This window comes from Martinezella sp. CNPSo 3964, assembly GCF_057784375.1.
Genome location: NZ_JBXSOW010000001.1, coordinates 280042 through 295263 on the forward strand (window position 1 = coordinate 280042; position 15222 = coordinate 295263).

Consider the following 15222-nt stretch of genomic DNA (forward strand, 5'->3'; position numbering starts at 1 on the left):
CGTTTCCCCTCAAATATCCAGCCGGATCTGACGATCCCCGCGCGTGTCATGGATGGCCGCCGCAGCCTTCGTCAGCTCGGTCCAGTCGGCGATCAAAGCGTTGTAGGCCGTGGCCTCTTTCGCATCCTTCCGCTTGTTCGCACTGATATCGTAGAGGCAGTAGGCGAGATCCTTCACCGCCTCGACATGTGTGTTGATCCTTTTCAGCAGGACCGCAGTGTCGTAAGATATGCCGTCCTTCTCGTGCAGACGGACCAGATGCTGGAGGCATTCCCACACAGTCAGGTGACGGTCGTCCTCCGGATCCCAATCATCATCGAGTTCATCGCGTGAAAGGATGCGGACTTTGCCGGCGGCGCTTTCCACGATCCCCGCGTGCTTGACACTGTCGACCGAGATACCGCGGGCTGTGGCGATGCTGTTGGCTGTGCCATAATCGCCCGCCTTGAGACCGTTCTGCTCAAACCAAGTGATGGCGAACCGCGTATCCGCATCAAACTCGCCCTGGATGCCGCCGAGATATTCGTCCAGCTCCCGATTGATGAGCTGAAGCGCGGTCTTCACGCTCATCGGACTGTCATCGGATTCCAGGACGGCCCTGTAGCGCGAGAACACTCCCATGCCCGGGCCGATTGCCGATTGCGGCATATCAGCGGGAGCGATGTTGGCGCCTTGAAGCTCGGCGATTGCCGGCGGTAGTTCACGCTTCAGCGCGCGAACGAACTCGGCACGAGTGATGATCTCAGCAGTGACCTCCTTCTTGCGACATACCAGAACGACCGAATTGGCGAGGGCGTTTGTGCCAGAGGCAATCATTCGAGTCGCCATCTCGGTACGAAGCGGCCACGTTCCGACTACGGCATAGCCAGCCTCAACGACGGCTTGAAGAAATGTAGCCCATCCTGTTGAACTCACACCATCTTGACTGACTTCGCTTTGCTTGAATGCGTAGTAGATTGTTGCAGGATAGTCGTCAGATGATTGACTGGACATGTTGGAGATCGCATGGCTCATTCCTTCAAGGAAAAATGCCTCTGCCGCTTCATTTCCTCCATGACGATAAGGTGCTGCGATTAGCTCCTCTGCCTTTGGGGTGGCGAGCACGCTAAAGCCATCCGGATAAACCGAACGAAGGACAGGCCTCATCCAGCAATAGAAAAAATCCGATAGATCCGCGTAGCCGATGTTGTCGTAGTACGGTGGATCGGTCGAGATAACAGTCGAGCGGGGATATTCGACGGTCTGGGCATCATGGTGCACCAAGCGGCCGTCAGCAGCAGCCCTCAGCCTGTCAAGCATTCCAGAAGCGCCCATAACGACGCCTTGAAAGTCACCGCCAGCACCTGCGAACGGGTTAACTTCGGCGTAGTCCCAAACCATCGGTATTGCCTGGCGACCGAATGCAGGCGCCGTCTTGCTTTCACCCGCTCTCCATCGAGAAAGCGCGTTGAGAAAGACTGATGCTTTACTGACGCTTATTCCCAAGTAGACGCTGACCGCTTCGGCATAAGCCTTTGCACCCTTGCCACCGTCGCGGAGCGGCGTCGGGTCGGAAGAAAGGCCCGCCAGTACGCCATCGATTTCGATTTGTGCACGCACTTCGTGCACGAGATCACTGAAGGTATTCAGTGCCATCAACTGCCGATTTGTAAATAGATCGCCAAAAGTAGTGATGCCGTAGTCGACGGTCCGAAAATTGCGCGGATCATCCGGCAAGCTAGTTTCCGGCTTCCAGTTCGGCTTGACCGACAACGCGATGGCCGCTTGTTCGTCAGACGGCGCGACAGGTACTCGATTGCGGCTGCCCTCTGCTACAATTGCAAGCAACGTCTGCCCCATTTTGCCGTCCCGGCCCGTCTGTTTGACGTAGTCGGGCGTGATCGCTGTTTCCGAGATCAAGCAACGAAAGTTTGCGCCGCGCCCAGCTTTCGTCCCTTCCTTGGCCGCGGAAATCTCAGCCTTTGTTCCGCCATGCCGGATGCGATAGGTGATGGTTTTAGCCTGACGGTCCACGATGGGCTCGATCCAAGCCTCCTTCCCAGCCTTCGAACTCAGCAGGAAGCTTGATGCGATCGGCACCTGCACGCCCGCGAACGCGGGATCTGGACTGGGCACCGTCCGCGCCCAAATCCAGGCGATCACAGTCGCTTGTCCTCCGCCGTTTTCCTTTGGCAGATCCACTTGCGGATAGAGATGCCCGATGCGCTCCCACGCCTTCTCACGCATCCATTCGCCATAGAATTTCACATCCTCGGCCAATCCTTCAGCATGGCGGTAGAATTGCCGGTCCTTGACACCAGGATGGATCGGCTCCTTGTCCTTGAACTTCGGCGGGATCTCAATCACCGCCTTGCCGATCATCACTGCGACGGGATTCAGATCCGACCCATAAGCGGGTAGGCCGAGGCGTTGCGCCTCCAATGGAATAGACCCACCACCCGAGAACGGATCATAGACCGGCGGCAGTTCGCCCCCGCAACTCTTGCGGATTTCAGTGCGGGCTCGTTCCAGTACTTCCTCGTTGGTCGAGTTCTCCCACAACACCAATTCCTCGATGATGCTAAACAGCCGCTTGCGCTCGGCCTCCTGCGCTTCATGCGTGGGGAATTTTTCGAGGTCGCTCGACGGATCATCGACAAGCTGGGCGAACAGCACCGCGCGACAGGCCGCCAGCGGCCGCCGCGCCCACCACAGATGCAACGTGGACGGATGCCCATGCCGAATTGACTTCTCGCGCGCAGACGCCGCGTTAATGGCCTCAAGTGGGATAGCAACTTCAATGAGTTTCTTTTTATAGGTCATGATGCCTCTACGTGATGTCGTTGCTCAGGTGCCCAGGCAAATACCCGACGATAACGCGGGCGGTCTCAGCATCCCAAAAATAATAAAGTCGAAAGCCCAGCCTTCCGTCGCGACTGTCGCTTCCCTTCAAATGCCAATCCAGCTCTCTTTTGGATTCTTGGTATCGGACAAAATACTCCCCACCAAACTGTTTGGCCTTATTCTGCTGCGAAAAGCAGGGAGTATTTTCCAGTCCCAACTCGGCCAACTTCTGCTCGAATTTGTTTTTGTATTCGATACCCCCTATGCGCCGCATTGGAACGTAATAGTCGCGCATCATAAGAAGCACTTTGTAGACGAACGCTACGTCTTTGAAATTCGAGTCGCGCAGGGCCTTCATTGCTCGTGGATGCAATTCTATTTGGCCGCTCAGATGCGTTCGCGACCAGTTTTCGACAACATCAATAGTATCTGGGATCTCAACGATATTGTTCGCTTTACCCTCAGCAAGAAGGGCATCCAGACGCTGCTGCAGCGCCATATAGCTTGCTTTGATCTGTCCAAGCTCCGAGGTTGCCTGTTGACGCTCGGCATCAGCATTGAGAGCCAATTCTAGACTGGCTTCTACTTCCTGTTTTGCCGCCTTCAACTCCTCATCGACCAACAGCAAAATTTCCGCTTCACTTTGTCCCGCTGCTGAGGCGCTCTCGCGGGCCTGCTGTGCAGCAATCCGTTTGATGTGCTGGAACGACGGCTGCTCGCGCTCCAACACATCTCGTGGCCGCGTGATGCGGAGCGTCTGCTCCACCAGAAAATCTGCGAAAGCGAAGTCGGCGCCTTCGCCCCAACCGGCAATGCGCGACGCCGAGGCAAGCGGATGATCGCTTGGGAGATCAGATGTTGGATCGAAGCCGGGATTATAGGTTCTAACTGCCTGGCGATATACCGAAAACTCACGACCAAGGCGGTCCGTAAGGGCAAATGCCGCGTCGGAAGTCAGAATCACCGCATGTGCAAAACCAACCACTTTTCGAATGAAAGGACGGACCGGGGTCGCAGTTTCATCCGGGTTTTCGCTCCCCTCAGGTGTAGCGAAGACAACAACGGGATGATGACGGCTAGGCGCTTCCAGGAATTCGATCAACTCGTCGACACCGTGATCTGTGTCCACGACCCAAGGCTCAGCGGACGTGCGACGTCCATCAAGGAAGGCATTTTGTGTGAACGCTATGCCACGAACAAAACTAGGTATTGACCTTGGAATTGGCTCCGCATTTCCGCGCTGAGCACAGATAAGTCGTACACCAATCACTGCCTCGGTGGAGCCACGTTCAGCGATTCCAACTTCGGTGGTCCAGATACGTGATGTATCCTTCAGACGTTCTCGCAGTCGAAAAGCCCAATACCGAGGCTGGTCCAGCTTGACAGCCTCAGCTTGTTCGGAATTGTCCTGATCGATTTCGAACGTCTCGCCTTCCCAAGCGCCCGCGGGAATGTTCCTGAGGTTCCTACCGGGATCAAACCCCCACTTCAGGACCCTCTCTTGTAACGTTCGAAAAACATTGTTGCCCCTGACAACAAGTCCGACTTGAGAAGATATCTGAACGAAAATACGTCGTTCAGCATCCTCGCCGGAAATATGCTCCACAGCCTGCTTCATCGTTTCCCCCTCATGTCGGCTCAGAGGTCCGCTCGAGCAAGCGGCGCAAATCGAATTGTATTGCGGTTTCCAAGAATGACGGTTCACGCTCAACGAGCGGGCCGCGTACATAGCGCGGCGCATGGGCGAGACCGCCGGTGACCGAAACGATGGCGAGAATGAACTTCTCCGGCTCATGTAGGGAGGTGATGACCTCCTGCCGCGTGACCATCACGCTATCTGCGCCGTCGATACGTCCCTTGACCTCTATGAAGCGCAGATGCCCCGATTTCGGATCGTGGGAAGCAATGTCGTAACCGATTTTCTGGGCAGAGACGTCGGCCGGCTCGTTCCCGAGCGCCCGCTCGGCCGCCATAACGGCTTCCATCGCCGCAAGCTCGATCCGACGGCGTGCTTCTGAATCTTCGGAGAAGTGGCCGGGAGCGCCCACCGCCGTGTCGGGTACTTGACGTGCCTCCAGCAGGCCGCGCGGGATGACGACCATGCCGCCCCGCACTCTCGGCGGCTGCGATGAAATGAACCGCTCTCGCTCGAGTTGGTCCATGCGGCGCTTCTGTCGGTCCGCCAGGTCTTCTGCCCGGCGCTGGGCGTTCTGCCAGTTCACCCGCGTCTTCTTGCCGGCCCGCTCCTCTTCCTTGAGCTCGAAGGCGCGCGAGTCCCAGTAGTTGATCTCCTTCTTGAGCCGCGCGCGAACCTCCTGCTCGACCTTATCGATCTCGGGCAGGCGCCGCGCTTTGACCTCGGCGACATGGCCCTGGGCCAACTCGACCGTCGCAAAACGGATCGCGGCCTTCTCCAGATCGGTGGTCAGCCAGCTCTCGTCCAGCAGGCCACGCACGCTGGCGACCTCCTCCGGCTTAGCGGGTCGCAGATTCAAATGCGGCGCGATGCCGGCGTTGACGGTGTTCCCGGCCTTATCGATTGCGGCGAACTGGAGCCGTTGCGAAATCACATGCGGCTTGCCCACGCTGGTGACGCGGCCGTCTTGGACGGTGTGCTCTAGCAGGAAGATTGCCGATATCGCGTCACCGGCATCGGTTTCGTCCACCAGGATCGCGCCTTGCCGCATGATCTGCTCATACTGCTCGCGGATCAGGCTGATGACGGCTTCGAGCAGCGGGTGGCCGGGGCAGACGAAGGCCGCGACCGGCTGCTGGTTGATCTTGTTCTTCTCGAAGCAGATGCGCTCATATTGCGTCTGGACCGGCGCGCCGGTCCCGATCTGACGATCCCGCTCGCGGATACGCACGGGCACATGGGTGACCTCCCAGCGCCCTTCCTCGCGGCGCTTGATCCGGCCGCCCAGATGCTGGAACGCCTCGACGAAGAAGCTCTGGATGTGGTGCGGCTGAAGACGCAGCGCCTCGGCGCGCTCCATTTCAAGCCGCAGCTCCTCGACCCTGGCTCCCGGCATGGTGTCATTGGTCAGTGCACGGCGGCGCAGCAACTCAAGCAGGTTCGCCTGATCGACAGCGCCATCGACCTGTTGGAACAAGCGCGCTTTGACCTCTTCCTTCTCGCCATACTGGATCGCTTCGAACAGCAAATCCTTGAGCGCCACACCGTCGAACAACTCGCCGAGCACGTCATAAACCCGGCCGCCCAACGCCTCGCGCGCCGCTTCCAGCTTTTCGAGAAGCCGGGCATAAACCTCGCCCTCGCGCGTATCGGCCGCGACGAGATTCCAGAGATGGCAAACCTCGGTCTGGCCGATACGGTGGATGCGGCCGAATCGCTGCTCGATCTTGTTCGGGTTCCACGGCAGATCGTAATTGACCATAAGGTGGCCACGCTGAAGGTTCACGCCTTCGCCGGCCGCGTCGTTGGCAATCAAGACCAGCATGTCCTTGTCCTGCATGAAGCGTTCAACGACCTTGCGACGCTCTTCGCGCGACACGCCGCCGTGGATCACTTCAACGGCTCCGGGATTGCCGAGCCGCGCTCGCACCTTGTCGAGGAGGTAGTGGAGCGTATCCTTGGGCTCCGTGAAGATGATCAGCTTGCGGCGATTGCCAGCGGCATCGATCATGAGATCGTCGTCGAGGATGCGATTGAGCTGGCTCCACTTCGTATCCACGCCCGAGCGCAGCACACCGAGCGCCATCGTTTCCAGGCCCTTCAGTGTCTCAACTTCCAGCGCGAGCTGCTCGACCGTCTCGGCCGTCGTCGCACCCGTCGAGATCAGATCCTCAAGCTCGTCGATCTCCTCCTGGCCGTATTCCTCGATGTTGCGCAGCATGTCGGCGCTAATCGCCGAGTCGCCCATGCCTGTCCGACGCCCCTTGGCGGCAAGGCGCGCCTCGCCCAGCTCGCCCTCCAGCCGCTCGCGGCGCCGCTTAAGGGAGTGATAGATGGCAGCCGGCGAAGACGCGAGACGCCGCTGGAGGATCTGCAAGGCGAAGCCGACATTGTTGCGCTTCTTCCCATCACCCTCCGCGAACCGCTGCACGCGGTTCATTTCGGTGCGCACATATTCGGTGACGGCGGTGTAGAGCGCCGCTTCCCCCTTCGAGAGCTGATACTTGACGGTGCGCGCCCGCCGCTCGGGGAACAGCGGCCGGCCATCGAACTTCAGCAGTTCCTCCTTGGTAAGCCGTCGCATCATGTCTTCGGTGTCGGCATAGTGGACACCGTCGCGGAAGCGGCCTTCGAACCGATCGCCGTCGAGCAGCGCCATGAAAAGCTGGAAATCCTCTTCCTTGCCGTTGTGCGGTGTCGCCGACATCAGCAGCAGGTGCCGGCAGACCTGGCCGAGCTTCTGACCGACCTGGTAGCGGCGCGTGTATTTGACTTCACCGCCGAAATAAGTGGCCGACATGCGATGGGCTTCGTCGCAGATGATCAGATCCCATTCGCGCGCGCTCACGAGCTTCTCCTGAAGCTCCTCGTTGCGCGCCAGCACATCGAGACGGACGATCAACCGATCCCGATCGCCGAACGGATTGCCCGAACGCGAATTCTCGATCATGTCGCGGGATAGGATATCGAACTCGAGATTGAACTTCTGGCCGAGTTCGTCCTGCCATTGCTCGACCAGGCTGCCCGGAGCAACGACGAGACACCGTTCCAAATCACTGCGGGCGATCAATTCCTTCATCAGCAACCCGGCCATGATCGTCTTGCCGGCGCCGGGATCGTCTGCGAGGAGGAAGCGAAGCGGCTGCCGCGGCAGCATTTCACCATAGACGGCCGAAATCTGGTGCGGCAGCGGATCGACCAAGCTCGTATGGATCGCCAGATACGGGTCGAAATAATGCGCCAGCTTGATGCGGTTGGCCTCCGTCACCAGGCGCAGCAGCGCGCCATCGGCGTCGAACGACCAGGGCCGTCCGTTCTGCTCGACTTCAAGACGATGTTCGTCGTCCCGGTAAAGAATAGCCTCGGCTATTGCGCCATTGTGATCGCGGTAAACGACGCTGATCGCTTGATCGCCGATCCAGTCGACCGAAATGACATGCACGGCCTGCGCCGAGGCCACGCCCCGCACGGATGCGCCGTTCTTTACTTCCTCAAGCCGTGCCGCCATCAGTCGGCGCTCCCCCGTTCGTTCATAGCTGAAACTCCGCCTTCTCAAGCGCGGCTTCAGTCTCTTTGCGGTTGATTGTCACGATATGCTGAGTATGGGCACTCTGTTTTGCCGCGTCACCAAGCAACCCCAGACGCTTCAAAACATAGAAGAGCATCGCGTACCGGACTGTGAGTACGCCATTGCCGTGATCAAGCCCGTAATCCTTGGCCACGACCTTCTTCTGACTAGCCGTGAGCGCGGGATGCGGCCCGATAACGACATCGAAATAGTTGTTCCAGAGCCAATCCTGCTCACCAGCCACGCCCGGCTCGCCCTTCGCACCAGCCTCTAGAACACGCGGCAACAGGAAATCCTTGAACTTGTGCTCAAGGTGGCAATAGGCCCGGGCGTGCCAGCGGAAACCGTCATAACCAAAGGCGTGGGGCGTGATCCGGCGCCAGATCGGTTCCGGCCGCGCCTGGTTCATCGACTGATAGAAAATGTCTAGGGAGACGCGCTCGCGGCTGGCGTCGAGGATCTTGCGCAGAACCTTGATGTCAATGTCCCGCCGCGGGGTCAGTGCGACGTCGGCACTGGGAAGCGCCGAAATCCACGAATCGTGCGCGGGCACAGCGCCTTCGGCAACCGAGCGAAGTTGCGAGAGATAGACGTAGGGGTCTGGCTCCAAAAAACGCAGAACGAACTGCTCGGCGGCGACATAGCGCTTGGCGCGAGTGTCATATTCCATGTTTCCAGGCGCCCGCTCCTGATAGAGCGTCAAGTCCTTCGATGCCTGCGGAACCGACACACCGAATACCTCAACGAGGTCGGCACGATTGATCGAGCCCTCCCAGAACAGCCGGAACTCGATGAATTCGAGCCGGCGCTCCACACCCCATTTCAACGCCGTGGCGCCTTCGACCATTACACTTCGCCTCCAAATCGCACATGCGGATAAAAAGTATATGGACAAGCCGCCGCGATCCGTATAACTATTATTCGCATAATGCCCACTCGTCAATGGTGGCGAGCTCGAAATTCGTGAGGAACGGCAATGCCCAAGCGTAGTCCAAACCGCGAAGTGACCAGCAAGAAAGCGGCAAGCGCCGCATCTAAGGTTCTGCGGGATCCCAAGAGCAGCAAAGCCGCAAAAAGCGCGGCAGCCTCGGCGCTGACGCAGCGCCCGAACAAGAAGTAGTCCGGAGAGGGGGAATGGCGATGACAGCCGCGAGTCGGTCCACTCTTGTCATTCATGGTCGCCTCGCGATGCGCGAGGCCCGTCTCGCGGCCGCCCGCAGCGGTCGCCACGGCCTCCAGATCATGTCCTTCGAGCAAGCCGCCGTGCGGCTCGCGGGTGGATTCGCCCGACCGATCGATGAGGAAAGCCTGCGCGCGGCGATCCAGGCGGTCCTTCCCACCACGCCGATGGGTGAGCTGGAAAGCATCAAGATGCTGCCGGGCATGATCGGCGCGGCCGCAGACACGCTGCATAAGGCCTGGCGCTCCGGCATCGATTTGGCTGCGCGGTCGACCGGTCACCCGCGTCTCGACGCCATCGCCCACCTGGAGGCAGCCGTTCTCGCTCAGCTTCCCGACGGGATGATGCGGCCACTCGATATTGTCGCCGCAGCCAGCAGGCGTATCGCCCACGCACCGGCCATTATCGGCTCAATGGAAATTGCCGGGCTGACTGAGCTGTCTCCGTGCTGGCGTCCCCTGGCGAAGGAACTCGCTGCGCTGATTCCGGTGCAATGGACGGCAGGCCCCCGTTCCGTCCCGGACTGGCTCAGCGATAGCGGCGTCATTGTCGTACAGACCAAGGCGGAAGGGCCAGCGGTTGGTTCCGTCAGCGCCGCGACCGCCTATCACGAAGCCATTGAGGCCATGCGCTGGGCGCGCGCGTTGCTTACGTCAGGCGTCTCGCCTTCCGACATCGCGATCGCCACGGCGTCGCCAGCCGACTATGACGACCATTTCCTGGCGCTGCGCGCCGACGCCAATATCGACCTGCATTTCGTTCACGGCGTCCGGACCGCCACGACCCGCGAAGGACAAGCAGCCGCAGCGCTTGCCGACATCGTCGTGCGCGGTCTCTCGCAATCGCGCCTGCGCCGCCTTGCGGCCCTGTGCCGGGATTCGGCGCCATTGGCCTCGCTTCCTGAGGGTTGGTTGCGCGTCCTCCCGAGCGATGCGCCGTTGTCCACGTCTACGGCCTGGAACCGCCTGCTGACTCGCCTCAAGCCGGACAATTGGCCCGATGGCGTGAACCATGTCCCCGAGTTGCGCACGGCGGTCGACCTGCTGGCGAAGGGACCGGACGCGGCGCAGGAGATCGGTGAAGCCTTCCTCAAGGGCCGAGCCCTGTCGATCTGGCGCAAGGCGCTGCTCGCCGGGCCGGCCGCCTCGATCGATGTCACGCTCGAAATGCTGAAACAGGATGACGGGCTGGAAGCATGTGTCTCGGTCGCCTGGATGCCGGCCAGTGCGCTCGCGGCATCGCCTCGCCGTTTCGTCCGCCTGATCGGCCTCAACTCCTCGCGCTGGCCACGCGGGATTTCCGAGGACCGGCTGATCCCGGACCACATTATCCCGACCACCGAGCTCGACCCGCTTCCCGTCAGCCTGGCCGACCGTCGTGACTTCGAGACGATCCTCGCGACCACCTCCGGCGAGGTGGTCCTGTCACGGGCGCGGCGCGATAGCGACGGCCGGTTGCTCGGTCGGAGCCCGTTGCTCGCCGGCCATGGAGACGAAACCTATCTGCGCCGCAACGCGATCCCCACGCGTGCCTTCAGCGAAACCGATCGGCTTATGGCCCGGCCGCAGGAGTTCGCCGCTGATCCCCAGGCGGTCAGCGCACGCACTTGCTGGAGCGACTGGCGCCAAGCCGACGTCACGCCCCACGATGGCCTCGTGCGGCCCGATCATCCGCTCATTCTCGCGATCCTCGCGCGCACCCAGTCGGCCAGCTCGCTCAAGACATTGCTCCGCAGTCCGCTCGGCTTCCTCTGGCGCTACGCTTTCGGTTGGAAGACCCCGCAAAGCAGTGCCGAGCCCCTTGTGCTCGACGCACTTGCGGCAGGTGATCTCATCCATCTGGTGCTTGATCGCGCCTTGCGGAATCTGGAATCGAGCGGAGGACTCGCTTCCGCCAATGCGGCGGCCATCGACGCAGCCGTGGGCGAAGCTGCGGACGCGGTAGCTGCCGAATGGGAAAGCGAGCGGCCAGTTCCGCCCAATGTCATTTGGGGCCGGACGCTTGGCGACGCACGCCTTCTCTCCAGTCAGGCTCTCACCTACGGCGACCACCATCTGCCCGGCAGCCGCTCCTATGGCGAAGTACCCTTCGGCGGGTCCGAACCCAAATCTCAGGCGGAACTTCCCTGGGATGCGAACCTGCCCGTGACGATCCCGGACACGGGCTTCCAGATTGCGGGCTACATTGACCGGCTCGACATTGCCGGTGACGGTAGCCGGGCACTCGTTCGCGACTACAAGACCGGCCGGCCGCCAAAGAGCGACATCCGCCTGAACGGCGGGCGCGAACTTCAGCGCTGTCTTTATGCCTTCGCTGTCAAGGCGCTCTTGGGCAATCACGTCGCGATCAGCGCCTCGCTGCTCTACCCGCGCGAACCGCTGGATCTTCAGCTCGATGAACCCGAAGCCGTGCTAGCCGAGATCACGGGTTATCTGAAGGCGGCGCGAATTGCATTGTCGAGCGGCGCCGCATTGCCGGGTCCGGATACGGGCGGCGACTATGACGATCTCGCCTTTGCCCTGCCGGCGAATGCCAGCGCCACATATTGCAAACGCAAACAAACCGCCGCGACCGAGCGGCTCGGCGATGTCGCTCAGGTCTGGGAGGCGGAATGATGAACATGATGTCGAAGGCACTCAAGGACGATGGCGCCCGCCGTGACGCGATCAGCCATCACCATCGTTCCATCCTCGTCGAGGCCGGTGCAGGGTCGGGCAAGACCGCTGTCATGGCCGGACGCATCGCCGTCATGCTGGCGCAGGGCGTTGCACCACGCGCAATCGCCGCAGTCACCTTCACCGAACTGGCGGCGAGTGAGCTCCTCGCGCGCGTCCGGGATTTCGTCGCCGACCTCGCCGCAGGCCACATCGCGCCCGAGCTTGCAGTGGGTCTGCCCGACGGGCTTTCGCAGGCGCAGCGCGATAATCTGATCACGGCGACCGCCGCGATTGACGAAATCACCTGTTCAACCATCCACGGTTTCTGTCAGCGCCTGATCAAGCCCTATCCCGCCGAGGCCGATATCGATCCGGGTGCGGCCATCATGGACCGCAACCAAGCCGATCTCGCCTTTCTCGAAATCGTCGATGGCTGGCTGCGCGAGCGCCTGTCCGGCGGGCATGGCGGCATCCTGGCAGAGATGGTGCTGCACAGCCCCGGCGAGACCGTGGCGCTGATGCACAAGATCGCAGAAGCTCTCCGCCGCCGCAGAGGCCTCGCGGCGCCAGCAGTGACACCGCTGGCCGATCATCTGCAGGTATTCCGGCAGGCGGCAGACGACCTTGCCGCCTTCATGCATGCCGCAGGCGCCAGCGAACCGGAAACGGAGGTCTTCGCGGTACGGTTCTCCGAAATGGCAACGGCGCTGCCGACCGCCGCAGAATCCGCCACACCCGCAGGCCTGGTTGGATTGCTGGTCTCGCGTCCCCATCCTGATCTCTGCACCAAGGCCGGAACCTTTTCCTCCTACCGGAAGAAGGGCAAGTGGGCGACCGCCGCCAAGCAGGCGGGTCTGTCCAAAGCTGACGGCGAGCGACTGAACGATACCGCTCAAGCTCTTTTCGAGGCGTGCTGCTCGGCCTGGGACGCCCTCCTTCAGGCAGCTTCCGGTCAGGTTCTCGCCGCGCTGATCGATGAGGCTCGGCCGATCCTGGACCGCTATCACGAGCACAAGCGCGCCAGCGCCCAGCTTGACTTCGACGACCTCATCTATGCCGCTCGCGATCTGCTGCGCGATCATGAGGCAGTGCGGCAGGCTCTTGGCCAGCGGTACGCGAAGGTGCTCGTCGACGAATTTCAGGACACCGATCCGCTGCAGGCTGAGATCTTCTGGCGCCTGTGCGGCGAACCCGGGGACGATCCGCGGGATTGGACCAGCTTCCGGATTCGGCCGGGCGCGCTCTTCCTTGTGGGCGATCCCAAGCAAGCCGTGTACCGTTTCCGCGGCGCCGACGTCGGTGCCTATGTCCAGGCCCGCTCTGCCTTCGAGGCGCAGGATGCCGACGGCCTCATGTCGATCTCGACCAATTTCCGCTCCTGCGCCTCGATCCTCACCTTCGTCAACGAGCGTTTCGAGGCGATCCTGTCGGCGGATGGTCAGCCCGGATTCACGGCGCTCGATCCCTTCCACGATGATCGCGGTGAAGGCGTCTGCGTTGCCGCGATCGACATCGCCGTCGCCGATGAGAACGGCAAGGCCAGCGCCGAGCGGCAGCGTGACGCCGAAGCCGATGCCGTGGCTGACCTGTGCGCCCGGCTGATCGGCAGCCATCCGGTTCTGGATCGCAAGGCCGGTGCGGAACGCCCCTGCCAGCCGGGCGACATTGCCCTACTTGCGCCCACCGGCGCGGACCTGTGGCGCTATGAGGAAGCCCTTGAACGGCGCGGCATTCCGGTGGCGACACAGGCCGGCAAGGGCCTGTTCCGCCGGCAGGAGGTTCAAGACCTTATTGCGCTGACCCGGGTGCTGGCCGACCGCCGTGACACCCTGGCGCTCGGCGCGCTTCTTCGCGGCCCACTGGTTGGGCTCAGCGAGGAGGAACTGCTGGACATCGTCTGGGCGCTTCCCCGGTCCGAGGACGAGCCCGACCGAATTCCCCGCCTCGATCTTGGTGTCGACCTGGCGGCGATCGGCCATCCGCTTGCACGCGATGTAGTCGAGAAGCTGCAGGCGCTCTATCGGCGCGGCAACAGCACGACGCCGCACGAACTGCTTTCGCAAGCCGTCGATGTCCTGCGGTTGCGTCCCATTCTGCTCGACCGCCATCGCGGTCAGGCCGAGCGCGCGCTCGCCAATGTCGATCTCTATCTCAGCCTCTCGACCAGCTATTCGGTGCGTGGCCTGCGGGCCTTCTCGGAGGCGATGACGGCGGCCTGGACCGATGAGGCGCGCGCGGTCGAGGGCCGGCCGGACGCGCAGGAAGAAGCCGTCGCGCTTTTCACAATGCACGCCGCCAAAGGTCTCGAATGGCCGGTGGTCATTCCCATTAACACCATGACCGGTGTGATGGCGCACGACAGCGCCGTGATCGATCGCCAGACCGACACCTTCTATTGCCCGGTCCTCGGCGTCGTGCCGTCTCGCTATGACGTTGTGCGTGAGGCCGAGAAGGATGAACTGGACCGCGAACGCGTTCGCCTCTGGTATGTCGCGGCGACGCGCGCCCGGGAACTGCTGATTCTGCCGCGGCTCGATGTTACGCCCTCCAAGTCGGCCTGGATCGGTCTTGTCGATCTCTCCCTCGCCGAGCTTCCCGCCTTTGATGCGTCGCACTTGCCGCTCGATCCGATCGTTGCGGCCGGGAGCGCCAGCAACGATCAGACACGGGACAGTTTCGCCGCCGAGGCCAGCGCGATCGCAGATCGGCAGGTGCATTTGACCTGGCTCGCCCCGAGCCGCGACGAGAATGCAACCGGCACAGTGTTGATGGAGGAGGAAGCCGGCATCTGGGCCAGTTCGGACGATGAACCGCCCGCAGAGATCGAGACTCCCGCCCCCATGCAAGGGGGCCGCGAACGCGGGCTCATCCTGCACAAGCTGATGGAAGAAGTCCTGACCGGCCAGACCGTTGACGCCCTTCGCGCGCTCGCCATACGCGCTGAGTCTCTGATCTGCGCGCTCGGCAAGATCCCCGTCGCCGATCCGGCCGCAGGGCTAGCCCCCGAGGAACTGGCCGGCTGCGTCACGCGCACGCTGGCGCTACCGGAGATCGCGGCCCTGCGGCCCGCGCTGCTCGCCGAATTTCCGGTCTACGCTCTTCGCAGCGAAGACACCGAACTTGTCGCGACGGCGGGCATCGCCGATGCGCTGACGGTCAACCCCGACGGCCGGCCGGTCGTGGTCATCGACTGGAAGAGCGATGTGAACCCAGATCCGCGAACGCTCGACCACTATCGTGCGCAGGTGCGCGCCTATCTCGACATGACCGGAGCCGAACAGGGCCTGATCGTCCTGATGACGAGCGCAACAGTAATCATCGTTGCGCCCTCCCCGCAGACAATGGCGGCGTGACGGAG

Annotated in this window: 6 protein-coding genes; 2 read left to right on the plus strand and 4 right to left on the minus strand. The window is 61.7% G+C overall.

Features of this window, described 5'->3' with window-relative positions:
• Positions 1-9: 9 nt before the first annotated feature.
• From AC13Q5_RS01385 to AC13Q5_RS01400, 4 genes are read right to left on the minus strand one after another with little or no spacing between them, the layout of a single operon-like run.
• Positions 10-2802 carry a DUF1156 domain-containing protein gene (locus AC13Q5_RS01385; RefSeq protein ID WP_488500646.1) on the minus strand — a complete coding sequence of 931 codons (2793 nt, stop codon included), beginning with the start codon at positions 2800-2802 and terminating at the stop codon, positions 10-12.
• Between the two features lie 7 nt (positions 2803-2809).
• Complete coding sequence (locus AC13Q5_RS01390; protein WP_488500647.1) at positions 2810-4441, minus strand: hypothetical protein; 1632 nt, start codon at positions 4439-4441, stop codon at positions 2810-2812.
• 10 nt (positions 4442-4451) lie between these two features.
• Entirely contained in the window at positions 4452-7967 is a 3516-nt protein-coding gene (locus tag AC13Q5_RS01395) for a protein NO VEIN domain-containing protein (RefSeq protein ID WP_488500648.1), read from the minus strand.
• Positions 7968-7989: 22 nt separating this feature from the next.
• Positions 7990-8874 carry a BrxR family helix-turn-helix transcriptional regulator gene (locus tag AC13Q5_RS01400; RefSeq protein WP_488500649.1) on the minus strand — a complete coding sequence of 295 codons (885 nt, stop codon included), beginning with the start codon at positions 8872-8874 and terminating at the stop codon, positions 7990-7992.
• A 293-nt stretch (positions 8875-9167) separates the two neighbouring features.
• Between AC13Q5_RS01400 and AC13Q5_RS01405 the strand changes: the two genes are divergently transcribed.
• Positions 9168-11822 carry a PD-(D/E)XK nuclease family protein gene (locus AC13Q5_RS01405; protein WP_488501150.1) on the plus strand — a complete coding sequence of 885 codons (2655 nt, stop codon included), beginning with the start codon at positions 9168-9170 and terminating at the stop codon, positions 11820-11822.
• Positions 11822-15217: a UvrD-helicase domain-containing protein gene (locus AC13Q5_RS01410; RefSeq protein WP_488501151.1), complete on the plus strand. Its 3396-nt coding sequence runs from the start codon at positions 11822-11824 to the stop codon at positions 15215-15217. The genes AC13Q5_RS01405 and AC13Q5_RS01410 overlap by 1 nt, the downstream gene beginning before the upstream one ends.
• Positions 15218-15222: the final 5 nt, after the last annotated feature.

Excerpts from the sequence above, each read along its gene's own strand:
- AC13Q5_RS01400 (WP_488500649.1), bottom strand. The coding sequence starts at position 8,874 with ATGGTCGAAGGCGCCACGGCGTTGAAATGGGGTGTGGAGCGCCGGCTC.
- AC13Q5_RS01405 (WP_488501150.1), top strand. The coding sequence starts at position 9,168 with ATGACAGCCGCGAGTCGGTCCACTCTTGTCATTCATGGTCGCCTCGCG.
- AC13Q5_RS01410 (WP_488501151.1), top strand. The coding sequence starts at position 11,822 with ATGAACATGATGTCGAAGGCACTCAAGGACGATGGCGCCCGCCGTGAC.
- AC13Q5_RS01385 (WP_488500646.1), bottom strand. The coding sequence starts at position 2,802 with ATGACCTATAAAAAGAAACTCATTGAAGTTGCTATCCCACTTGAGGCC.
- AC13Q5_RS01390 (WP_488500647.1), bottom strand. The coding sequence starts at position 4,441 with ATGAAGCAGGCTGTGGAGCATATTTCCGGCGAGGATGCTGAACGACGT.
- AC13Q5_RS01395 (WP_488500648.1), bottom strand. The coding sequence starts at position 7,967 with ATGGCGGCACGGCTTGAGGAAGTAAAGAACGGCGCATCCGTGCGGGGC.